Source organism: Paenibacillus sp. FSL E2-0201, from assembly GCF_037963325.1.
In the GTDB taxonomy this organism is placed as follows: Bacteria; Bacillota; Bacilli; order Paenibacillales; family Paenibacillaceae; genus Paenibacillus_AQ.
The window spans coordinates 3,676,286-3,697,772 of sequence record NZ_CP150154.1 but is presented as its reverse complement, the minus strand read 5'-3'; the positions used below and the strand labels follow the sequence as shown (position 1 = coordinate 3,697,772).

23 protein-coding genes are annotated in these 21,487 nt (G+C 42.3%); 18 read left to right on the top strand and 5 right to left on the bottom strand.

Annotation, left to right across the window (positions count from 1 at the left end):
• Positions 1-586: 586 nt before the first annotated feature.
• The gene (locus tag NSU15_RS16710) at positions 587-1,519 is read left to right on the top strand and encodes a TraB/GumN family protein (RefSeq protein ID WP_339286821.1); all 933 of its coding nucleotides are present in this window, start codon (positions 587-589) and stop codon (positions 1,517-1,519) included.
• A 32-nt stretch (positions 1,520-1,551) separates the two neighbouring features.
• On the opposite strand, the gene NSU15_RS16705 is transcribed toward NSU15_RS16710, so the two are convergent.
• On the bottom strand, positions 1,552-2,772 hold the full coding sequence (locus tag NSU15_RS16705) for an IS256 family transposase (RefSeq protein WP_076119303.1): 1,221 nt from the start codon (positions 2,770-2,772) through the stop codon (positions 1,552-1,554).
• A gap of 508 nt (positions 2,773-3,280) precedes the next feature.
• Between NSU15_RS16705 and NSU15_RS16700 the strand changes: the two genes are divergently transcribed.
• The 3 genes from NSU15_RS16700 (at position 3,281) to NSU15_RS16690 (ending at position 5,659) form a co-directional block, all read left to right on the top strand.
• Positions 3,281-4,306: a CDC27 family protein gene (locus NSU15_RS16700; RefSeq protein WP_076118736.1), complete on the top strand. Its 1,026-nt coding sequence runs from the start codon at positions 3,281-3,283 to the stop codon at positions 4,304-4,306.
• A gap of 73 nt (positions 4,307-4,379) precedes the next feature.
• Positions 4,380-4,880, top strand: a complete 501-nt coding sequence (locus NSU15_RS16695; RefSeq protein ID WP_076118734.1) for a cupin domain-containing protein — start codon at positions 4,380-4,382, stop codon at positions 4,878-4,880.
• Positions 4,880-5,659 carry an MBL fold metallo-hydrolase gene (locus tag NSU15_RS16690; protein WP_170880280.1) on the top strand — a complete coding sequence of 260 codons (780 nt, stop codon included), beginning with the start codon at positions 4,880-4,882 and terminating at the stop codon, positions 5,657-5,659. Before NSU15_RS16695 ends, NSU15_RS16690 begins: the two co-directional genes overlap by 1 nt.
• Before the next feature lie 125 nt (positions 5,660-5,784).
• Here the strand turns inward: NSU15_RS16690 and NSU15_RS16685 are convergent, their stop codons facing one another.
• The 4 genes from NSU15_RS16685 to lexA form a co-directional block, all read right to left on the bottom strand.
• Positions 5,785-6,363: a hypothetical protein gene (locus NSU15_RS16685; protein ID WP_042128343.1), complete on the bottom strand. Its 579-nt coding sequence runs from the start codon at positions 6,361-6,363 to the stop codon at positions 5,785-5,787.
• A 219-nt stretch (positions 6,364-6,582) separates the two neighbouring features.
• Positions 6,583-6,963, bottom strand: coding sequence for a hypothetical protein (locus tag NSU15_RS16680; RefSeq protein ID WP_042128341.1), 381 nt, complete (start codon positions 6,961-6,963; stop codon positions 6,583-6,585).
• 147 nt (positions 6,964-7,110) lie between these two features.
• Positions 7,111-7,449, bottom strand: coding sequence for a L,D-transpeptidase (locus NSU15_RS16675; RefSeq protein ID WP_339286816.1), 339 nt, complete (start codon positions 7,447-7,449; stop codon positions 7,111-7,113).
• Positions 7,450-7,698: 249 nt separating this feature from the next.
• Entirely contained in the window at positions 7,699-8,325 is a 627-nt protein-coding gene (lexA, locus tag NSU15_RS16670; protein WP_042188849.1) for a transcriptional repressor LexA, read from the bottom strand.
• A 295-nt stretch (positions 8,326-8,620) separates the two neighbouring features.
• Between lexA and NSU15_RS16665 the strand changes: the two genes are divergently transcribed.
• The 14 genes from NSU15_RS16665 to NSU15_RS16600 all read left to right on the top strand — a co-directional run bounded on the left by NSU15_RS16665 (position 8,621) and on the right by NSU15_RS16600 (position 21,385).
• Entirely contained in the window at positions 8,621-9,034 is a 414-nt protein-coding gene (locus NSU15_RS16665; RefSeq protein WP_339286814.1) for a LysM peptidoglycan-binding domain-containing protein, read from the top strand.
• Between the two features lie 109 nt (positions 9,035-9,143).
• Complete coding sequence (locus NSU15_RS16660) at positions 9,144-9,353, top strand: DUF896 domain-containing protein (RefSeq protein ID WP_042128334.1); 210 nt, start codon at positions 9,144-9,146, stop codon at positions 9,351-9,353.
• A gap of 49 nt (positions 9,354-9,402) precedes the next feature.
• On the top strand, positions 9,403-9,930 hold the full coding sequence (locus tag NSU15_RS16655; RefSeq protein ID WP_339286812.1) for a hypothetical protein: 528 nt from the start codon (positions 9,403-9,405) through the stop codon (positions 9,928-9,930).
• 33 nt (positions 9,931-9,963) lie between these two features.
• Complete coding sequence (locus tag NSU15_RS16650; protein WP_042128330.1) at positions 9,964-10,749, top strand: HAD-IA family hydrolase; 786 nt, start codon at positions 9,964-9,966, stop codon at positions 10,747-10,749.
• A 261-nt stretch (positions 10,750-11,010) separates the two neighbouring features.
• On the top strand, positions 11,011-11,442 hold the full coding sequence (locus tag NSU15_RS16645) for a FixH family protein (RefSeq protein WP_042128328.1): 432 nt from the start codon (positions 11,011-11,013) through the stop codon (positions 11,440-11,442).
• 118 nt (positions 11,443-11,560) lie between these two features.
• The gene (gene metH / locus NSU15_RS16640) at positions 11,561-14,998 is read left to right on the top strand and encodes a methionine synthase (RefSeq protein WP_339286809.1); all 3,438 of its coding nucleotides are present in this window, start codon (positions 11,561-11,563) and stop codon (positions 14,996-14,998) included.
• 144 nt (positions 14,999-15,142) lie between these two features.
• The gene (rnz, locus tag NSU15_RS16635; protein ID WP_042128323.1) at positions 15,143-16,090 is read left to right on the top strand and encodes a ribonuclease Z; all 948 of its coding nucleotides are present in this window, start codon (positions 15,143-15,145) and stop codon (positions 16,088-16,090) included.
• Between the two features lie 284 nt (positions 16,091-16,374).
• On the top strand, positions 16,375-17,163 hold the full coding sequence (locus tag NSU15_RS16630) for an HAD-IIA family hydrolase (protein ID WP_339286807.1): 789 nt from the start codon (positions 16,375-16,377) through the stop codon (positions 17,161-17,163).
• Positions 17,164-17,209: 46 nt separating this feature from the next.
• On the top strand, positions 17,210-18,025 hold the full coding sequence (locus NSU15_RS16625) for a DNA-formamidopyrimidine glycosylase family protein (protein WP_076118718.1): 816 nt from the start codon (positions 17,210-17,212) through the stop codon (positions 18,023-18,025).
• Positions 18,015-18,872, top strand: coding sequence for a deoxyribonuclease IV (locus NSU15_RS16620; protein WP_042128316.1), 858 nt, complete (start codon positions 18,015-18,017; stop codon positions 18,870-18,872). The genes NSU15_RS16625 and NSU15_RS16620 overlap by 11 nt, the downstream gene beginning before the upstream one ends.
• A gap of 2 nt (positions 18,873-18,874) precedes the next feature.
• Positions 18,875-19,219, top strand: a complete 345-nt coding sequence (locus NSU15_RS16615; RefSeq protein WP_076118716.1) for a cyclic-phosphate processing receiver domain-containing protein — start codon at positions 18,875-18,877, stop codon at positions 19,217-19,219.
• Positions 19,216-19,539, top strand: coding sequence for a thioredoxin family protein (locus tag NSU15_RS16610; protein WP_042128312.1), 324 nt, complete (start codon positions 19,216-19,218; stop codon positions 19,537-19,539). The genes NSU15_RS16615 and NSU15_RS16610 overlap by 4 nt, the downstream gene beginning before the upstream one ends.
• The gene (locus NSU15_RS16605; protein ID WP_042128310.1) at positions 19,539-20,321 is read left to right on the top strand and encodes an ATP-binding cassette domain-containing protein; all 783 of its coding nucleotides are present in this window, start codon (positions 19,539-19,541) and stop codon (positions 20,319-20,321) included. Before NSU15_RS16610 ends, NSU15_RS16605 begins: the two co-directional genes overlap by 1 nt.
• Positions 20,318-21,385 (top strand): SAM-dependent methyltransferase, encoded by a 1,068-nt coding sequence (locus NSU15_RS16600; protein WP_042128309.1) that lies wholly within the window; start codon positions 20,318-20,320, stop codon positions 21,383-21,385. The genes NSU15_RS16605 and NSU15_RS16600 overlap by 4 nt, the downstream gene beginning before the upstream one ends.
• Positions 21,386-21,487: the final 102 nt, after the last annotated feature.

Below are 21,487 nucleotides of genomic sequence, written 5' to 3'. Positions count from 1 at the left end.
TAACTTGCCAGGAAATACTTTGAATTAAAGCATACATAAAATGACCCGCCAAGCTATTGCTTGACGGGTCTGTTTTTCTTATACGATAATCTCTGAAAACACCGGACTCCGCAGCATACCTGAATTAGCCCAGTTTCTCATGCTCACTTTTGCTCTATAGCACAAGGCAAGGAAATTAGACGATTCTACCATCCTCATTCGAAAAAGTGTTAAGAATTAAAATAATGGAACCATAATGCATAATTAATCGTATCCAGTAATAGTAAGGGGATGGCTATAAAAGTAAAGTTAGGAAATGACTGTGTTAAGTGAGTGCAATGAATTAATTATTAAGAAATCATCATAAAGAACATACATAGAAGAGTATCAAAAATATAGAGCTGATAAAGAACAAAAAAGATAAACGACAGCAGATTACACAATGTTCTCGCAACTGGGGTAGTACCGCTTGGTCTGTCCGAAGTAAGTAGAAATATATTCACAACGGAATGGAGCTTAGATCTCCACCAGAATAAGGCGGCATTTTGGAGATTAGCGGTTATCACATCTGATCGATTTGATGTGTATCATTGGAAGGAGATACGATATGAAAAAATGGAGAAGATCGGTCTTATGGCTCATTCTTTCCGTATGCATCCTCGTATCAGGGGCCTGCTCTATGAAGTCTCCACAGCAAGCGGCCTCGAAGGCAAATAATCAAGAGATCGAGTATGCATCAAATTCGCCTACTATGAAAGGCGTAACAATTGATGGCGCTCGTGGTTTCATGTGGGAAGTGAAGAATAACGGAACGACGGTTTACCTCGTAGGATCAATACATCTTACGGATGATAACTTCTACCCCCTGCATTCGAAATATGAGAAAGTTTTTGCAGAAGCGGATTACTTGGGTCTTGAAATTGATTTTACCAAAGCCCCTGATGAAGAGCAGCAGAAGAGGATTGTAGATATGATGATGTATAAGGATGGCACTACACTAAAAGATCATGTATCCAAGGAAACGTATGCGAAAGTAAAAGAGTTTTTGATGAAGAACGGTTTGGAGGCCAACGCATATGATGCGTTTAAGCCTTGGCAGGTGGAAGGAAATATTTCAGTTATGTCGTTGAAGGCTGACTACAACCTAGAAGAAGGAATTGATCTGTATTTTCTTCAGAAAGCCCTTGAACGCAAGATCCCGGTAATAGGACTAGAAACTCAGGAATCCCAGATGGGGGCCTTAGCTGGCTTCTCTAAGGAGCGGCAGGAGAAGAGTCTCAATACTACGCTAGACGATTATAATTCTGGCGTCATCAATGATCCAACAGACGAATTGATAGAGATGTGGAAGAAAGGCGATGAACAAACGCTGCTCAAAATAACTAACAGCCTATATAGTGATCCAGAATACGGAAAAGCGATGCTGACTGATCGTAATATAGGTATGGCTGAAAAGATTGAAGGTTACCTAAATACCAATAAGGAAGATGAGTATTTCATTGTCGTGGGTCTGTCAATAATTTTGTGTAAACTCTTTTAAGCACAGATTCCCCCGAGGGGGAAGTCGCGAATTTAACGCAAGTGTTGACCGACCCGATCGGGGAAAAAGACCGACAGCTGGAGCAGCATTTGCCCCCAGTTTTGGACACGTCCTGTCCATTTCCGAGTGACGTCGACGGTGGCCAGATAGAGCATTTTTAGTAGCGCCTCATCTGTGGGAAAGATGCTTTTTCCCTTCGTCACTTTACGAAGCTGACGGTGGTAACTCTCAATCATATTGGTGGTGTAAATCAGTTTGCGGATCTCAGGCGGGTACTTGAAAAAGGTAGCGAGTTCGTCCCAATTGGTCCGCCAGGAACGGATAATGAGGGGATATTTCGCTCCCCAAACTTCCTCGAAACGGTCGAGTTCAAGCAAGGCACCTTCCTCGGTAGCTGCCTTGTAAATAGGCTTTAAGTCGGCTGTTACCTTCTTAATATCCTTGTACGACACGTACCGTGTGGAGCTGCGGATTTGGTGAATAATACACTTCTGGATTTCCGTTTGAGGATAGCAGGCGGCAATCGCTTGAGAGAATCCGGACAGGTTATCCACGCAGATAATGAGAATGTCCTGAACCCCGCGATTCTTCAGTTCATTCAGCACACTCAGCCAGAACTTGGAGGACTCATTCTCACCAATCCACATCCCCAGCACGTCTTTGTTTCCGTCCAGATCAATGCCAATGACCATGTAGGCAGCCTTATTGATAATGGCCCCATCTTGCTTGACTTTGAAGTGGATCGCATCCAAATAGACGACGGCATAGACCCCTTGCAGAGGCCGGTTCTGCCATTCTTTAATGAGAGGCACAATCTTGTTCGTGACATTGGAAATGAGCGTTGGAGATACCTCAATACCATACATCTGCCCTAAATGGTCCTGAATTTCTCGGGTGCTAATCCCTTTCGCATACAGCGCAATAATTTGTTCTTCGATGCCCGTTACATTCGACTGATGCTTCTTGACGACCAAGGGCTCAAACTCGCCCAACCGATCCCGAGGAATAGCGATTTCCTGCTCACCATACTCACTGACTACGGTTTTACGGCTCTTTCCGTTACGGCTGTTTGGCGTGAGCTTCGCTTTCACCTCATGCTTTCCATAGCCCAAATGAGTATCCATTTCGGCTTCCAGCATCTCCTGAATCGTCTCCGCAAACAGCTCTTTTAGAGCATTCTGCGCATCCTGTGCGCTTACCAAATTGTTTTCCTTAATAAATTCCCGTAACTGCTGTTTTGTCCAAAGTCCCATGTGTTCTCCCCAACCTTTCTCTTACTTCCATTTTAATGGGTTTGAGAGTTTACACAATATATTTTACAGACTCCTTGTCGTTGGTGCTCTCCATTATCTGGGTGAGTATGGAATCATTGAACTGCTTCAGGATAAGGGCTTTACCGTCTTTCGTAAATAAATAGCTTATCAACAGTTACTCTCGAAGACTAACATAGTTGTGGGTGTTGGAAATTAATCTCTGGAACATTCCAAGGCAATACATAACTCTTTACTAGAACCTTCAAACCCTTGACACCTTTGGTGTTGAGGCTTTTTGTGTTTGGTAATCCTGTTTCGGTAGGGTGACTTCTGGATAATTTCCAAAAATCTGATTAATCTCCCAAAATTACAAATATTAATGATAAACTAAGTGGTATATACGACATTCTCCTAGGTAGGAGTGATACGGAACTGATTTCCATTTTAATAGAGCTCTGCATTTTTTTGATTTATGGAATTTATGTTGGAACTTTAGAAAGGAATAAGAATGACTGATTATACAAATGAACTTAATGATTTAAAATTTGCGTATAAACAAGATTCAACGAATCCATTAATAGCTAATCAACTGGCGATGGCTAGTATGGAAGTTAATGATTATTTAGAAGCTTTTAAACTCTTCAAGAGGAATGCTGAAATAAACCCTTCTGAACAGTCATTATCTAATTTGGCTTACTTTTATTTTCATGAAGGAGAGCCGGAGATCGAGAGTGGTGGATGGATCAATCGTGAAGAAGATGCGATTCTTTTATTAGAAAGAGTAATGCTGCTGAATCCAAAGTCAGAAGTTCCCAGTGCAATGCTTGGTCAATTTTATTTTGCAAAAGAGAGATGGAATGAAGCAAAATCAGCGCTAGAACGATCTTTTAGTGTTAAACCAACCTTTCTAAATCAATATAATCTCGCAGCAACTTTATTTCAATTGGGACAACTGGAAGAAGCTTCAGAGTACTATTGGAAGGCTCATCAGGTTAAAAATGAATGCTACAGCTACTGGGCATTGTATTATTATGCTGTATGTAAAATTAAGACAGGATCTTACCCAAAAGAGGCTATTGAAGAGCTTGTGAGGTCTATGGATGATAAGAATTCAGAGATAGATAAGGAAGGGTTAGCAGACATTTATTATGAACTGGATCAGTATACTAACGTGGTCAATGCTTATGAGGGAACTAAATTATGGGTCAGTCCGGACTGGGTGCTTCGCTATTTGTATGCCAACGTTCAATGTGGATTTTTGGATAAGGCTAAGGACATTCTGAACAATGCCTTGGTTAAGATTAATGAAGAATTAATTAGTTGCATAACGGATGAAGATGAAGATTTTACTCCAGAAGATCGCGAAAGATATAAGTTGGAACTGGAGGCTGATAAACGGGATTATCTTAGAGGCTATGATGATATCCTACATTTAAATTATCGTCCTAGTATGAATTTTACGGCATATGTTGAATCAAAATGTTATTTATTTGGTTGTAAAATACATAAAAATCCTGACTTCCTAGAAGCCTGATTAATCATTGTTGCTTAAATTTCCAATCAAATGATATGGTATGCACAGTTTTTGAGGATAAGGGGGCTTAATAATGGTGAAGATTTTTAATGAAAATACAGTTTCTTTTAAACAAAAGTTATCTCCGATCCCTGAGTTTGCTTGGCATACAAGTGAGAGGCTGGCTGAGGTTGCTAATTCTAAACATCTTGTTTTCGACATTAGATCGCTAGATCCAGATAAATATTCCTTTCCTTATCATTTTCATAGAAATGCTGAAGAGATATTTGTGATCTTAGCAGGAAAAGCAATGTTAAGAACTCCTGAGGGTTTTACTGAGGTTAGTGAAGGCGATGTGATTTTTTTTGAAATGGGACCGGAAGGTGCGCATCAACTTTATAATCATACGGAAGCACCCTGCAGGTATCTTGATCTTCGAACGAATCAGGGCATAGATGTTTGCGAATATCCTGACTCAGGTAAAATCAACATTCTCCCATATCAAGAGATCTATCAAGCGGATGAGCAGGCGGACTATTATAAAGGTGAAGAACAGGTCCGAGAGAAGTGGAACGGAATGGAGGATCGCACTTGATGAAAGATCGATGGTTCACAGTTACGGAAATTGACCCGATAACGTATGCGATAAGTGAATATGGTCATTGGGAAAAGGTGCATTCATTTCTGCTGTTAGGAAAAGAACAAGCTGTATTGATTGATACAGGATTAGGCATCGATAATATAAAAAGAATCACAGATCAGTTAACGGATTTACCTATTGCTGTTATCACCACACATGTTCATGCAGATCATATAGGCAGTCATGGACAATTCGATACGATCTATGTTCATAAAGAGGATGAGGATTGGCTGATAAATGGAATACAAGGCTTGTCCCTTGCCCAGATCAGAAAAGATATGAGCAGAGACCTTACGTTAACTCCACCTGAATCCTTTGATCCTAGTACATACACACCATTTCAAGGTAAACCGACAGCTCTATTGCAAGAGGGGGATGTGCTTGACATTGGAGGGCGTGAATTAGAAATTTACCACACACCGGGTCATTCACCAGGCCATATAAGCGTCTTTGATCATGTCAAAGGGTATCTGTTTACAGGGGATTTATTGTATGATGTTACACCTGTTTATGCATTTTATCCTTCGACTAGTCCGGTCGATTTAGTGGCTTCTTTAGAAAAGATTGCGCAAATTCCAAATGTATCTCAAGTATTCGGCTCTCATAATACGTTGGGTCTAGATCCAGCTATTTTGCAAGAGGTTATGAAGGCAGTTCGTGAATTACGTGAACTGGATCTTGTCGTTCATGGTACGGGCATTCACCACTTTAAAGGATTTAGTGTGCAATTTTAAAATGAATGTTTGCTGCAGTGAAAACGGCCCTCCCAAAAGGACCGTTTTTTTGTCATTCCTTAAGGCTTTCAAAATCTCTAATTGGAAAAAATAAAGTGAAGTAATAAGAGGCAGAAGGGGGGCGTTTATTCGGATACGATCGTCCTGAAAAATGCATGCAACTGCTGTACTTGGGAGTAAGCTTCTTTATACTGATTGTCGGATTGTTTAATAGGCAATAAGCCTGGCAAGAAGGAGATACTATACACAGGCATTTCACTGCTGTTCATATATATTTTAAGCGTAAGTTCCTCAATAACACTAGCCTCTTCGTCAGCGCTATTAAGCACATTAATATTCGCACTTGAAGCGGTTGATTTGCTGCTTTGTTGACTTTTGGATACTTTTGAATGGGTTAGCGCGTTAACAACAATCTCTGATCCCATTACATTATCGAAGGAATACAGTTTTGCTATAGCTTTTTTACGTGTTTTCGGATCGCTACTGCCTATGGCTATTTTCTTATAGGATTCGTTAAGGGCGATCAAGTGAGATTGATTGGGTGGAATGAACGTTTTGGTGAATATGATGTTAAAGGATGAGATTGCGTTTAACAGCTTTGAAAGGTCTGAAGAAGTAGATAGCTTTTTCAATTCTAGAAAACCGGCACTAAGAATTAAGACAACTCCTATAATACCAAATATGTACATTAAGAAAATCAGCATGGAATCACACCTCCTAGTTATCTCAGCAGAGCAAGATTTATTACTTAATGAAAGATATGCCTAAATCTTCTCGACTAGTATCTGCTAAAAGTGAAATTCGTTGAAAAATAGGAATAATTACAGCATTAGCAAAAAAAGCACCCAGAGATCCGCCTTTAATGCATGCTTGGGCAGTTACTGAGTGCTTAGGTGAGAGTTATTAATGTAAATATGTCAAAATTATAAGAAATTGAAAGCCGTAATTTGATCGGTATACACAATTAGCTGCTTGTATTCGATCGATGACTCATAGTTAGCATAGGGTCTTACAGAAACATCATTAAGGACTACAAAGTTATAGCTGAAATTTTTATCGGGATGTTCCGCACCTAAATAAGATATGTATTCATCTACAATGACATCATCCATTAGAGATTTTAAGTCAAAAACATCCTCTTTATTGGAGGCGGAAGGGGAGATCGTCCCTTGAATACTGCCAAATGAAGTGAGTAGATTTACTTTTTTTCCACTAGCTTGATCGTTATTTAACAATAATCCTGAGAGTTTAACAAGTGCATCGACTTTAAAATCGACGAGGGTTCTTATTTTGGAGTTGTTCAAAACCAGACACTTCCTTTCTATTTGAAATCCTGTTAACATTATTCGACATATAACCACATAATTCCTATTACGCCATTAAAAAAACTTAAATACAAACACACCCCATTCATTGAACCATGAGTGAGGTGTGTTTATTTATGGATAGATTTAATTCCTGATCGTTACTTGTGTTCCAATCGGAACAATCGCAGCTAGTGCTAGCATATCCGCATTGTACATCCGAATACAACCGTGGGAAACTTCGTGACCTATCGAGGAGTGATCATTATTTCCATGTATTCCATAGTGAGGCTTAGATAGACCCATCCAAAAGACCCCAAATGGACCACCTGGATCGGGTTCTTTGTTAATAATAGTGAAGTCACCCAAGGGTGATTGGGTTAACATTTTACCGATTCCGACGGGGAAACCTCTGATCACAATGTTGTTATCAAGAAGATACAGCATACGCTGGGTCAGATCTACAATAATTCGGTAATTTGGCATTGCGCAACACTCCTTTCTAATAGGATATGAGCAGAAAGCCTAAACGGTTATTAATAGAAAATGGCCATTTTAGCGTATGCGAACGCGTGTTCTAGTATGGATAATTTGAGTTAGAAAACAAAAAAAGGCTGTTCCACATTTGTGGAACAGCCTTTGATATTACAGTAAACAGTATCATTATGCTTCTCGTAGAAACGGATACCGTCCTTTAATGGACGGTATCCGTTTTGGCTTGGTAGGAGTGCATACTTAGTGGATATCTCGAAATAATCCGATAACTCTGCCGAGAATGGTCACACGATTAAGGCGAAGAGGCTCGTACGCCGGATTCTCCGGCTGAAGACGTATATGATCACGTTCTTTATAAAAGGTCTTAACGGTTGCTTCATCTTCTTCGGTCATAGCAACAACGATATCTCCGTTATCAGCTGTCTGTTGTTGACGGACAATAACATAGTCACCATTCATTATCCCAGCTTCGACCATACTGTCACCTTGAACCGATAACATAAATACTTTGTTATCTCCAACATAGTGAGTTGGAAGCGGGAAGTAGTCTTCAATATTCTCAGTAGCAGTGATAGGAACCCCGGCGGTAACCTTACCTACGACAGGAATGCGTGCGACGGTTTGTGCGAAATGATGGACATTCTCGGAATCCTCTTGGCCAAGCAATTCTATTGCACGTGGCTTCGTTGGATCTCGACGGATAAGTCCCTTCTTCTCTAGCCGATCCAAATGACCGTGAACTGTGGAGCTGGAAGCAAGACCAACAGCTTCTCCAATCTCCCGAACGGAAGGAGGATAACCCTTGCTGCGGACTTCGCTACGTATAAATTCCAGGATCGCCAGCTGGCGACTTGAAATCTTTGACATTGGAATCAACCCCATATAGTAATGTTTGGGAAAATTATAACATAGAACTACCGTTCGCACAAACATAAGTTCTAACTATTATAAATATTAATTCGAAAGAGTTAATAAATGGTAGTCTCGTATTGATAAAGCGAACTTTAAAACAATGATCAGCTGGATTCTTTTTAAAGATGATAGGATGATTTTCTCTTTTCGAAAAAAAGAGAACAATTGTTCTGAAATAGTATTGAACAAAACACATGTTCGTGTTATTATTATTTCGAAAGTAAGAACAAGTGTTTGGAGGATGATATTCATGTTAAAATACAGTACATACCGTAGCATCTACGATAAAGCCCCCGTGGTTGAATCTATAGGACATAATCCTGTTACCCGTTATTCAGCTCAGATTAAAGAGATTACAGCGCTTTTGCTTGAAGGATTGATGTGTTTGTTCCGGAGAGATTTTGTTATTAAACTTACATTGATCATTGTGCTCGTACTATCAGGACTCACAGTAGTAGGTAATGTATTTGCAGGATCTACTACTTTAATGAAGGATGAGAAGCGCGTAGTGGTTGAACGCGGAGATACACTTTGGAGTATTGCTCTTGAGAATAAACCATCGGATATGAAGACGGCTGTATATATAGAAGGAATTAAAAAATCCAATGGCATTAAAGGCAGTCAGATTAATGCTGGAGATATTCTCAGTTTACCTATTTATTAATATTCTAAGAACATAATAGAAGGACATAAAGAGCTTGCAGGGAGTAAACCTTGACAAGCTCTTTTTCTCATGGCAGAGTTAGAATTAATTTATATGGGGAGGGAAAGTTTTGAACATTGATGAGTTGGTCGCGCGTATTAACGAATTGGCACGCAAACAGAAGAGCGTAGGCCTTAATCAAGAGGAAACGGCGGAACGCGCCAAGCTTCGTGAAATCTATTTGGGGAATATTCGCAATAACTTCCGAGCACAATTGAATACGATTGAATTGGTCGATAATGATGAGCATGAACAAGGTAACAAGGGGCTTAAGCATTAACACCCTGTTCCTTTTCATAGATACTACTGGATGACTAGGGGGAACGCATATGGCCCGTTCTTGGGAAAGAATGGTTCAACGTAACACACAGCAAATTAACAAGCAAAGAAAGAAACAGGGGAAGGAAACGATTTACGCATCAAAATCCAAATCTCCTGGCAAGAACAGTGAAACCTTTAAAGGCCGTAACATTGCATTTCCAGTAGTGTTATTAGTACTTGGTACTATGTTTTGGATGATTGGTTCGGTGGATCAGGCCAAAGGCAATGGTATGCTGATGAATTGGCTAGGAGTCGTTTTGTACTACTTACTAGCGGCACTTCTGTTTTTCCGACGTCCGTATTTGAAGGTGGAGAATGCTAGACTATCCACTATAAAATTCAATCGCGAACGCTATTTACCAGCTTCTGATATTGAGAAAATTATCCTTTCGCGTGGAGCTGTTGTTATTAGGCATAAAGGCAAACGCACGAAATGGATTTTTACCAGACTTATGAATCGTTATGATACAACTGCGATGGGGACTCGACTGGAAGCATTCGCAAAAGCTCACCAAATTGAAGTAGTTCACGAATAGAAATTAACCAGCCATGGGAGAGGGAGACCTGTAATGCCAATTTCCGCCGTACTATTTGACCTTGATGATACACTGCTCTGGGATGATCGGAGCGTCAATGAAGCATTTCGTTCTGCATGTGAAGCCGCTGGGGATACGATTGATCCACAAGAACTGGAACTTGCGGTGCGTAAAGAAGCCATAGCACTATATGAATCATACGAAACGAACCCATTTACAAAAATGATTGGGATTAATCCGTTTGAAGCACTTTGGGGGAACTTTACTGCAGGTGAACAACCGGAATTCCGTCAATTGGAGCAGCTTGCACCGGGATACCGTAAAGAGGCGTGGCGTCGTGGTCTTGCAGCACTTGGTGTAGAGGACGAAGTTCTTGCTGAGACATTAGCAGCCAAATTTGCAGCAGAGCGTAGAAATCGGCCTTACATCTATGAAGAAACAATTCAGGTGCTCGAAGAACTGAAGGGAAAAGTGAAGTTATTGCTTTTGACTAACGGATGCCCTGCATTGCAACAAGAGAAACTAGATGGTGTACCTGAAATCGTTCCTTTCTTTGATCATATCGTAATTTCCGGAAGCTTCGGCAAAGGAAAGCCGGATAAGGATATTTTTCTGCATGCTCTAGAGCTTCTAGATATTGCACCTGAGCAAGGGGTTATGGTCGGTGATAAGCTTACAACGGATATTCGTGGTGGGTTGGCAACAGGTTTGACTACGGTTTGGATTAATAGAAAAGGCAAACAGCCGGATCCGGAAATTCAGCCGGATTATGAAATCAAACATCTTGGAGAGCTTCTTTCATTAGTCCAATCTTTATAAAGTAGAGTAAGAGGCTTTGAATCATTGAGCCTTAAGAAGGCAGTAGGTTCCTGGGTTACTAGGAGGCTTACTGTCTTTCTTTATATCTACATATTGCTTTTTAAAATTGATGAAATTATCTAGTATATGATTTTAGTCACAAGAGTTAAGCTGAATTGATATGAAATACTGAAAAACCAATAATAATGTGTATAATAGATGGAGAATGTATAACATGAATTGGTAGATTCTTAGTACTCAAATCGGCTGGGAGGACTCTATATGAAGATTTCAAGAACAATCGTTCCTTTATTATTAGGTGCAACACTTTTAGTTCTGGGAGGGTGTTCATCAGACCAAACCAAACATTCTGGAATACATAATATGAACATGAACATGGACATGTCTATGGAACCTATCAAAGTTGAGTTACATTGGAGTCCTGAAGAGGTTGTTGTAAATCAGAAGGTGACCTTTGAGGCTGTGGTGACGCAAGATAACTTGGCGGTGGATGATGCGAAAGAGGTTCTATTCGAAATTGTGAGTAAAAATGATAATGAACAGAAAATTGAACTTAAAGGGAAGCTAGTTGGTGATGGAGTCTATCAAGCAGAAGGAACACTTGAGAAAGAAGGACAATATATTGTTACATCACACGTAACTGCTAGAACTCAGCATTCTATGCCTAATAAGGAACTCTCTGTGAAACCATAATTAAAAGAATAGTAATGATATCCTATAATTACATATAATGCAGAGTGGAAAGGAAGGCTTTCCGAAATTCCTTTATTCTGCTAAACTTACTCTAATGTTTTACTGGGGGGACTATACGTTGGCTAAATATACACTTGAGGAAAGCTTACAACAAAGAATATTAATTCTAGACGGTGCAATGGGCACAATGATCCAACAGGTGCCTCTGACAGGTGAGGATTTTGGTGGGGAAGAATTGGACGGTTGTAATGAAATGCTAGTATTAACCCGTCCAGAAGTGATTCAGACGATTCATGAGCAGTATCTCGAAGCAGGTGCTGACCTCATAGAAACGAATACCTTTGGTGCAACGTCTGTTGTACTTGCCGAATATGATATTCCGCAACGGGCACGCGAAATTAATCTGGTTGCAGCGAAGCTAGCTCGCAATGCCGTTGATAAATATGATACACCTGATCGTCCTCGATATGTCGTAGGCGCAATGGGGCCTACAACAAAGACGCTCTCTGTTACAGGAGGAGTCACTTTCCAAGAGCTCGTTGATAGCTACGAGGAACAGGCAGTCGCATTGATTGATGGTCAAGTGGATGCGTTACTGCTAGAGACCTCTCAGGATACTTTGAACGTGAAGGCTGGAAGTATAGGCATACGTAATGCGTTTGAGAAGACAGGCATCAAATTGCCAGTAATGATTTCGGGGACGATAGAGCCGATGGGTACCACGCTTGCCGGTCAGAACATCGAAGCCTTCTATATTTCTTTAGAACATCTCAAGCCTGTCTCTATTGGTCTGAACTGTGCGACTGGCCCTGAGTTCATGCGGGATCATATTCGTTCGCTTTCTGCAATCTCTTCAGCGGCTGTGAGTTGTTATCCGAACGCTGGGTTGCCAGACGAGAATGGACATTATCATGAATCTCCTGATTCTCTTGCGCGTAAAATTGCTGCGTTTGCAGAAAAAGGATGGCTTAACATTGCAGGGGGTTGCTGCGGAACGACACCGGAACATATCCGTGCTATGTCGGAGGCACTCTCACAATTTCCTCCACGACCGCTTACAGGGAATCATCCACCGGCACTTTCAGGTATTGAGCCTATCTATATCGAGAACGACAACCGACCATACATGGTGGGTGAACGTACGAATGTATTAGGTTCGCGTAAATTTAAACGTCTAATCGTCGAAGGCAAATATGAGGAAGCTTCAGAAATTGCCCGTGCACAGGTGAAGAGCGGTGCACAAGTCATTGACGTCTGCGTGCAAGATCCGGACCGTGATGAGATTGAAGATATTAAACTTTTTTTAGAATTAGTTGTAAAGAAGGTTAAAGTTCCTCTAATGATCGATACTACCGATCCTAAGGTTATTGATCTGGCACTACAGTACTGTCAAGGTAAGGCTATAATTAACTCCATTAACCTTGAAGATGGTGAAGAAAAATTCGAGCTGGTTACTCCTTTGATTCATAAGTATGGTGCAGCTATCGTTGTAGGAACGATTGATGAGACAGGACAAGCAATCAAGGCTACAGACAAACTGGAAGTGGCTAAACGCTCCTACGACTTACTTGTGAATAAATACGGATTAGCTGGAGAAGATCTTATTTTCGACACGTTGGTATTCCCTGTAGGAACCGGAGACGAACAATATATTGGCTCTGCCAAAGAAACCATTGATGGAATTCGGTTGATCAAAGAAGCCCTTCCAGGAGTTCACACGATCTTGGGGATCAGCAATGTTTCTTTTGGATTACCGGAAGCAGGACGTGAAGTGTTGAACTCAGTATTCCTTTATGAGTGCACTAAGGCCGGTTTGGATTATGCGATCGTAAACACCGAGAAGGTAGAGCGTTATGCTTCTATCCCTGCTGAAGACCGTCGTCTTGCTGAAGAATTGATTTATAATACGAATGACGACACACTTGCTGCTTTTGTAGCCGCCTTCCGAGGAAAGAAGGTTGAGAAAAAAGAGAAAATTTCTAATCTTTCGCTAGAAGAGCGTCTGGCTTCTTATGTGGTTGAGGGTACTAAAGAAGGTCTCATTCCTGACCTTAATGAGGCGCTTACTAAATCAGGACCTTTGGAAATCATCAATGGACCGCTAATGGCTGGGATGTCAGAGGTTGGACGGTTGTTTAATAACAATGAACTGATTGTTGCTGAGGTGCTGCAAAGTGCTGAAGTAATGAAGGCTTCAGTTGGTCATTTGGAACAGTTTATGAAGAAGGATGAGACATCGGTAAAAGGTAAGATCATGCTTGCTACTGTAAAGGGCGACGTACATGATATAGGCAAGAACTTAGTGGAGATCATCTTATCGAATAATGGTTATCAGATCATTAATTTGGGTATAAAAGTACCACCTGAGTCCATTATCGAAGCGTTTCGTCGTGAAAAAGCTGACGCGATTGGATTGTCTGGGTTACTCGTAAAATCGGCACAGCAGATGGTGCTGACGGCACAAGACTTACGTACGGCTGGGATTGATGTACCTATTATGGTAGGCGGTGCTGCCCTGACGCGAAAGTTCACCAAAACACGTATACGTCCGGAGTATGATGGTTTAGTACTGTATGCTAAGGATGCTATGGATGGCCTAGATATTGCTAATCGGCTTATGAACCCTGTTGAACGGGAGAAAATTGCCGAGGAAATTCGAGTAGAAGCGGAATCTGCAGTAGCAGTTGCTCCTAAACAAGAGCTTCCTAAGTTAACTAGAGCAGTTCGCTCCAAAATTTCACCAGATGCACCTGTATTTGTTCCGCCAGACTTAGAGCGTCATGTAATTCGTAATTATCCATTGGGGCATATTATCCCTTATGTGAATATGCAAATGTTGCTCGGTCATCATCTGGGTCTACGTGGTTCTGTAGAGGCGCAGTTAGCTGCTGGTGACGAGCGGACTGTTGAGTTGAAAGGTACTGTAGATGATATTCTACATCAAGCAATGCTGGAAGGTACGATTACTCCACATGCGATGTATCAATTCTTCCCGGCACAATCAAGTGGTAACAATATCATCGTGTATAATCCACAGAATACGGCCGAGATTCTGCATACTTTTACTTTCCCAAGACAAGGTGTTGAGCCTTATCTCTGTCTAGCGGACTTTTTGAAGTCGGTCGACAGTGGGATTATGGACTATGTTGGATTCCTCGTGGTGACTGCGGGACACGGTGTTCGTGAGCTCTCTACAGCACTTAAGGAGAATGGTGATTATCTACGCTCACATGCCTTGCAGTCTGTTGCACTTGAAGTAGCGGAAGGACTAGCGGAGCGTGTTCATCACATGATGCGTGATACATGGGGCTTCCCAGATCCTGCGGATATGACCATGAAGCAAAGACATGGAGCAAGGTATCAAGGGATTCGTGTATCCTTTGGTTATCCTGCATGTCCGGATCTGGAAGATCAGGGACCACTCTTTAAGCTATTATCCCCCGAAGATATCGGTGTCCACCTTACAGAAGGCTTTATGATGGAACCCGAGGCTTCTGTGTCGGCAATGGTATTCGCCCATCCAGAAGCGCAGTATTTTAATGTAGAGAAGCTGTAATTCTGTCATTTATTCACCCGGTCTGTAAGGGGATTGTATCCCTATCAGCGGAACCTCCCGTAACTGGGGGGTTTTTTGCTGGAAGAAGGACGTTTAGAATAGACAAGAGAGGGTTCAGCCAATAAGAAGAGGGGAGGAAAAAGGATGGAATTATATTTTTTGGGTACGAATGCAGGGGTACCGACTCTGCAGCGCAATGTAACGTCGATTGCATTAAGACTACTGGAAGAACGCCGTAGTATTTGGATGTTCGATTGCGGAGAAGGAACTCAGCATCAGGTTCTTCGTTCACCGATTCGCCTAGGAAAACTGGAAAAGCTATTTATTACTCACTTGCACGGAGATCATCTATTTGGCCTTCCAGGTTTGTTATCGAGTCGTGGTTATCAGGGAGGGACCTCGCCGTTAACGGTTTACGGACCACCTGGATTGAAAGCATACTTAGATATATCCTTAGCTGTGAGTCAATCTCGTATTCCATACAAAATTGAGATTGTCGAGCATACCGGAGGAACGGTATTCGAGGATGATGGCTTTAAAGTGGAGGCGGCATTATTAGAGCATCGTATTGACAGCTATGGTTACCGGGTAACGGAAAAGGATAGTCCCGGGAGCCTCAATACGGAATTACTTAAGAGTTATGGTTTGAAACCTGGACCGATATATGGAAAATTAAAAAAAGGTGAAGATGTTATAACGGACGAAGGTATTCGTATCTGCGCGGCTGATGTTGTCAGAGAGCCTAAAAGAGGGCGTATTATTACGATCTTAGGTGACACAAGACCTTGTTCTGGAGCTTTAGAACTCTCACTTGATGCAGACCTTATCGTTCATGAAGCAACCTTTGGGCATGATCTGGCAGAAATGGCTTATCAGTACCATCACAGTACAGCACGTCAAGCTGCAGAGCTAGCAAAGGAAGCCAATGCAGGTCAACTATTGCTCACTCATTTCAGCTCTCGGTACAGCTCGTCTGAGGAGTTGATTCCTTTGCTGGAAGAAGCTGAGCTCGTTTTTCCAGAGACATTGTTAGCTGAAGAATTCAGCACATATCCAATTTATCGAAGACAAAACGGGCAATTGGGGAAATGATTATTTTCCGGGAAAGCGCAGGAAATGACAGTCCTATGCTAAAAAATGCTGGCTGAGACTCTCGTTCGATTTCTTTCGACGAAGTGTGTTAGATTTAAAGTGATCACAGCGTGGAAGACGTACGAATGGCAGGAAATCTTGCCGAATACCAGCGGGCAATACGACCAAACCCAAAGGATAATGAACCATTCCAAATTCAAGCTGGGCTTAGGTTTATCGTCTATTAATATCATTATTTATTTACCACATTAATTAAATTTCTTATGGAAATAGAGGGATTTATAATGGAACAGATTAAAGGGTTATTGATTGATCTTGACGGTACGTTATATCATGGGCATAAAATGATTCCCGGTGCTGATTTACTGATTAAAGGATTACGTGACGCAGGCATTCCTTTTCTATTTGTTACCAACAATTCATCGTGCACAGCGGCTAATGTGGCTGCTCACTTATGTGGAATGGGAATCGATGCGAAAGCTGAGGAGGTATGTACCTCATCAATGGCGGCCGCGCGTTACATAGCTGAGGAATCACCTGGGGCTGCAGTGGCGATACTTGGAGAAGAGGGTTTGCGTGAGGCCTGTAACGAAGCGGGGCTTCGCATCGTGACAGACTCACCTGACTATGTACTGCAAGGTATTGATCGTTCCTTCAACTATACGTCGCTCTCACAAGCTTCGCGTTGGATTCTGGGAGGCGCAAAGTTTGTACTCACCAACCCGGATTTAATGCTGCCATCAGATGATGGCGTCATGCCGGGGGCAGGTACCATTGGTGCAGCCATTGAGGCTGCTAGCGGTGTGAGTCCGGTAGTAATTGGCAAGCCGGAATCTCATCTAATCAAATTCGCGACAGATCTTCTTGGTATCGAGCCTGAACATGCAGTGGTTGTCGGTGATAATATGCGAACTGATATAGCTGCTGGAGTAAATGCGGGCTGTAGGACAGTTCTTGTATTTACAGGATTAACAAATGCCGACAATCTTGACCACTATAAAAATCTTACCGGGATCTCACCGGATGAAATTTGTGCCGATTTAACTGAACTTAAAACGTTTCTCGGTGTATAATAGCTAGGATCTTATTACTTCACCAACTTAGAGGGGACGATGAGCTATGCCGGAACTGCCGGAAATGGAGAATTATAGAAAGCTGCTAAGTCAGCATATTATAAATGTGCCAATATCTGATGTGATCGTGAACAGAGAAAAGTCAATTAACATGGAAACAGACGCTTTTAGAAAAGCATTGATCGGCGCACGTGTTGTTTTTGTTGAGCGGCGTGCCAAGTATATTTTGTTTCACCTTCATGATGGACGAAGACTACTTTTACATTTGATGCTAGGTGGACTGCTTTTTTATGGTACAGAGGAAGAACGTCCGGATCGTAACACACAGGTTGAAATCGCATTTGGTGATCATATCCTTTACTTCATAGGACTTCGCTTAGGGTATCTACATTTGCTGTCCGTTAAGGAAAGCGAAGCCACAATGGGTAAGCTTGGACCTGAGCTGTTGGATCGTCGAATGACACTGGAACGATTCACAGGATTATTAAAGGGACGGCGTGGTGCGCTCAAAAGCCTGCTGGTGAATCAGCATGTGATGGCTGGAGTCGGAAATTGCTATGCCGATGAGATTGCTTTCGAAGCTAGACTTTTACCTTCTGCACAAGTTCAGAATTTAACATCGGATTCTATAGCCCGCCTTTATGAGAGCATCCAAAAAGTACTGACTGAGGCTACTGAAATTGGTGGGTACATGGAAATGCCTTTTATGACTGGGGATACAGTTACAGGATCATATAATAATCAATGTAAAGTGTATGATCGTGAAGGCGAACCTTGCCTTCGTGATGGGGGAACCATTATTAAAACAGAGCAGACTGGACGCAAAGTATTTTATTGCCCAGACTGTCAGCATGAAGAATAGTCCCAAAATAGGGGCTCATGTTAGCATTCGCGGTGGATATGGGAGAGCTGCCCGATTTGCTTGGGAGAGCGGTGCAACATGTTTTCAATATTTTCCTAAAAATCCGCGTAGTTTGAAACTTAAACAGGTGGATGTCCGAGATACGAGGGATTGTGCGCACTATTGTCAGGAAAAAGGGATCGATTCGATTGCGCACACACCTTATGGGATTAACATGGCGGCTGGTATAGAGGATGTTACTCCGCGAAAGGTTTATGTAGCTTCTCTCTTAAATGATTTGGAGATTGCAGAAGCTTGTGGTTCATTAGGCATCGTTGTACATTTTGGACATTTTGGTGGAATGGAGCCGTTACAAGGCTATCAAAATATTATACAATGTATGAATGAAGTGCTGCAGTCCTGGGATGGCCGTGCTAAGCTCCTAATTGAGAATCAAGCAGGCAACCATGGAACGGAAGGAATTACACTTGAAGAACTCGTGAAAGTTCGAGAGCTCAGCCAATTTCCGGAGAACATAGGATTCTGTTTGGACACCTGTCACGCTTACGCAGCCGGTATCTGGAACCCTGAGCGAACGGAAGACTTCCTTGAACGAGGAGAGCAACTCGGATTTTGGCCACATCTTGTTGCGGTTCATTTAAATGATTCTAAGTTTCCTTTCGACTCAAGACGTGACAGGCATGCTGGAATCGGACAAGGACATATTGGAGAGCAAGGGCTGAAAAGCTTATTGTCCTCCGAGCTTTTACGAAGCTCAGCTGTTGTCATGGAAACTGAGAAGGGTGCGGATGGCAGTCATCGAAAAGAAATTGCTACTGTGCGTGGTTGGTTTGAAGCGGAGGCGTAATTGTGATTCATATCTATATGGATGATCTTCGAAAGGTACCGAAAGGGTTCGCTCTGGCTCGTACGACGGAAGAATGTCTTCTGATGCTGCGTGAGTGTGAGGTGGATATTTTATCACTGGATTACGATATGGGGCCGGATGATTATTCGGGTGGAGAAGTTGCTAGACGGATCGTACTGGAAGGACTATATCCCCGAGAAATTTATTTGCACACTTCCAGTCTATGGGGGCGAAGAGAAATGTTTGAGATCTTATACACGGCAAAACCTGAGGGGATGCTTTTGGTAAATGGCCCCCTAAGTTCTGATAAGCTTCGTGATATCTCCAAGGAGACGGAATTGAAATGAAGGAAATGCAGGAAGTAGAATTACTGGACGCGCTCAAGAGCGCTGGAGAACCACTTGTAGTATTTTTACACACTCCATTGTGCGGTACTTGTAAGGCTGCTGAACGAATGTTAGAAGTGGCGGCCCATCTTTTACCCCCTGAACTCCAGATGGTTGCAGGCAATGTGAATATGCTCCCCAATCTTGTAAGACATTATCGTATAACCAGCGTACCTGCGCTACTAGTGGTTTCTGCAGACCGGACAGATGATCCGAATATTTATTATTCAATGGTTTCAGTTGAGCGGGTGCTGGAATACATAAGGGGTGTTATATCATAATCATTTCATTACAACATTTATCTCTTCGTAGGGAAGAAAGCTTAATCTTGGATGATGTGTCGCTAGAAGTTAAGGAAGGTGAGAACTGGGTCATTTTGGGCCGGAACGGTTCTGGTAAAACAACAATTCTAGAGATTGTGACAGGTTACCTGTTTCCTAGCAAAGGGACTGTAGAAGTGCTGGGTTATAAATATGGGCAATGTGATGTACGTGAGGTTCGTAAAGAAATTGGTTATATCGGTCCTTCCTTGATGGAAAAGATGTCTTTAAATGATCCGGTGTGGGAGGTCGTAGCTACAGGGGCTTACGCTTATTTGCGTTTTTACGAGACGATCCCTACCGAAGTAAAAGAGAAAGCAATCAGTATGCTTGAAGATATGAATCTAGGCAATATGGCATTTCATCCCTTTGGGACCTTGTCACAGGGAGAACGTAAAAAAGCCATGCTGGCAAGATGTCTTATGGCTGACCCTAAGCTATTAATTATGGACGAGCCTTGTGCGGGCCTTGATCTATATGAAAGGGAAAAAATGCTGGCTGAAATAGATAAGCTGAGACAGCGTAATGTTTCTGTAGTGTACGTAACTCACCATGTGGAAGAAATTGTCCCGCTTTTCACGCATGTTGCATTAATTCGTGAGGGTAAGCTAGCTGGATCTGGACTGAAAGAAGAAGTATTAACGAAAGAAATGATCTTGGCCACTTATGATATTCCTGTTGATGTTGAATGGGATAGCGGTCGTCCCTGGATTAAAATTAGACCTGGAGGCAAAACGATTTGAACGATTTTAGACAAGATACCGAAGAGCAGACCATCGCTCCGGAAGAAGTAGTGTATTCCCGATATATTTGTACAGCTAATCACGGCTTTGCGCCTTATGCGCAAGAAGAGCTTCGCCGTTTATTCGGTGCTGTGAAGAGTACTTTGCTGTTGCCGGGAGAAATCTTTTTGGCTACATTGCAATGTGAACCGGAGGAAGTAACGCGCCTACTCACTCAGAACCTGCCTATTTTCCTGCGTCATATACAGCCTGTTGAGTTTCAGGATGAAGGAACCATGGAGGCACTACAGCGTTTGGCAGTCTATTTAAGTCGACGCAGCGAGCTGGAAGGGGAGAAAGTATCCCTGAACGTTCGTAAGGGGGATCCTTCCTTCTGGCAGGACAGTCCGGGAGAACTTCGTGAATGGCTCCAAGAGCAGTTGCAGAGCTTAGGCGCAGAATTTACAGTGCAAGATCCAGCCTGGGTCATTTCTGTCTACGCTGACGGGAATGCCTTATATGCAGGTGTATCCAGACCAGAAGCGAATTTATCTAGCTGGAATGGCGGCGCCATCCGTTTTCGTAAGGAAGATGGACAAATCTCACGCGCTAAGTTCAAGCTTATGGAAGCTGAGAAGGAGTTTGATATCCCTTTTTACAGCTTCCGTAATGCGTTAGATATTGGCGCTTCTCCAGGAGGGTGGACTTCTTTCTTGCTGGAACGTGGAATGAAGGTTACGGCGGTTGACCCTGCATTAATGCATGAATCCCTACGTAATTATCCGGGTTTGAAGATCCTTCGTAAAAACGCTGGAGAAGTGAAATTCCGCGATAATGAATTTGATCTGCTCGTTTGCGATATGAGCTGGAGTCCTAAGCTGATGGCGAAGCTTGTAACTGGGCTGCTACACAGCCTGTCGCCGGGTGGGACAGCTATTGTGACCGTAAAACTGATGCATAAGAAGCCGCTAGCGATGATCAAGGAAATTATTGCGATGTTTGAAGGAGAGCGGATGCAGATTCAGCGTGCCAAGCAGCTATTCCATAATCGTGATGAAATTACGCTTTATATGATTAAGTACTAAATCAAACAAAATTCTAAATTTCTAAGGGAAAGCATCCCGTTATTAACGTGACCGTATTTTGCGGTAAGACGTTAATGGCGGAAGCTTTCTCTTTTTTTTACG

Bases quoted from the DNA above. Each gene is read 5' to 3' on its own strand.
- NSU15_RS16710 (WP_339286821.1), top strand. From the start codon at position 587: ATGAAAAAATGGAGAAGATCGGTCTTATGGCTCATTCTTTCCGTATGC.
- NSU15_RS16705 (WP_076119303.1), bottom strand. From the start codon at position 2,772: ATGGGACTTTGGACAAAACAGCAGTTACGGGAATTTATTAAGGAAAAC.
- NSU15_RS16700 (WP_076118736.1), top strand. From the start codon at position 3,281: ATGACTGATTATACAAATGAACTTAATGATTTAAAATTTGCGTATAAA.
- NSU15_RS16695 (WP_076118734.1), top strand. From the start codon at position 4,380: ATGGTGAAGATTTTTAATGAAAATACAGTTTCTTTTAAACAAAAGTTA.
- NSU15_RS16690 (WP_170880280.1), top strand. From the start codon at position 4,880: ATGAAAGATCGATGGTTCACAGTTACGGAAATTGACCCGATAACGTAT.
- NSU15_RS16685 (WP_042128343.1), bottom strand. From the start codon at position 6,363: ATGCTGATTTTCTTAATGTACATATTTGGTATTATAGGAGTTGTCTTA.
- NSU15_RS16675 (WP_339286816.1), bottom strand. From the start codon at position 7,449: ATGCCAAATTACCGAATTATTGTAGATCTGACCCAGCGTATGCTGTAT.
- lexA (WP_042188849.1), bottom strand. From the start codon at position 8,325: ATGTCAAAGATTTCAAGTCGCCAGCTGGCGATCCTGGAATTTATACGT.
- NSU15_RS16665 (WP_339286814.1), top strand. From the start codon at position 8,621: ATGTTAAAATACAGTACATACCGTAGCATCTACGATAAAGCCCCCGTG.
- NSU15_RS16655 (WP_339286812.1), top strand. From the start codon at position 9,403: ATGGCCCGTTCTTGGGAAAGAATGGTTCAACGTAACACACAGCAAATT.
- NSU15_RS16650 (WP_042128330.1), top strand. From the start codon at position 9,964: ATGCCAATTTCCGCCGTACTATTTGACCTTGATGATACACTGCTCTGG.
- NSU15_RS16645 (WP_042128328.1), top strand. From the start codon at position 11,011: ATGAAGATTTCAAGAACAATCGTTCCTTTATTATTAGGTGCAACACTT.
- rnz (WP_042128323.1), top strand. From the start codon at position 15,143: ATGGAATTATATTTTTTGGGTACGAATGCAGGGGTACCGACTCTGCAG.
- NSU15_RS16630 (WP_339286807.1), top strand. From the start codon at position 16,375: ATGGAACAGATTAAAGGGTTATTGATTGATCTTGACGGTACGTTATAT.
- NSU15_RS16625 (WP_076118718.1), top strand. From the start codon at position 17,210: ATGCCGGAACTGCCGGAAATGGAGAATTATAGAAAGCTGCTAAGTCAG.
- NSU15_RS16620 (WP_042128316.1), top strand. From the start codon at position 18,015: ATGAAGAATAGTCCCAAAATAGGGGCTCATGTTAGCATTCGCGGTGGA.
- NSU15_RS16610 (WP_042128312.1), top strand. From the start codon at position 19,216: ATGAAGGAAATGCAGGAAGTAGAATTACTGGACGCGCTCAAGAGCGCT.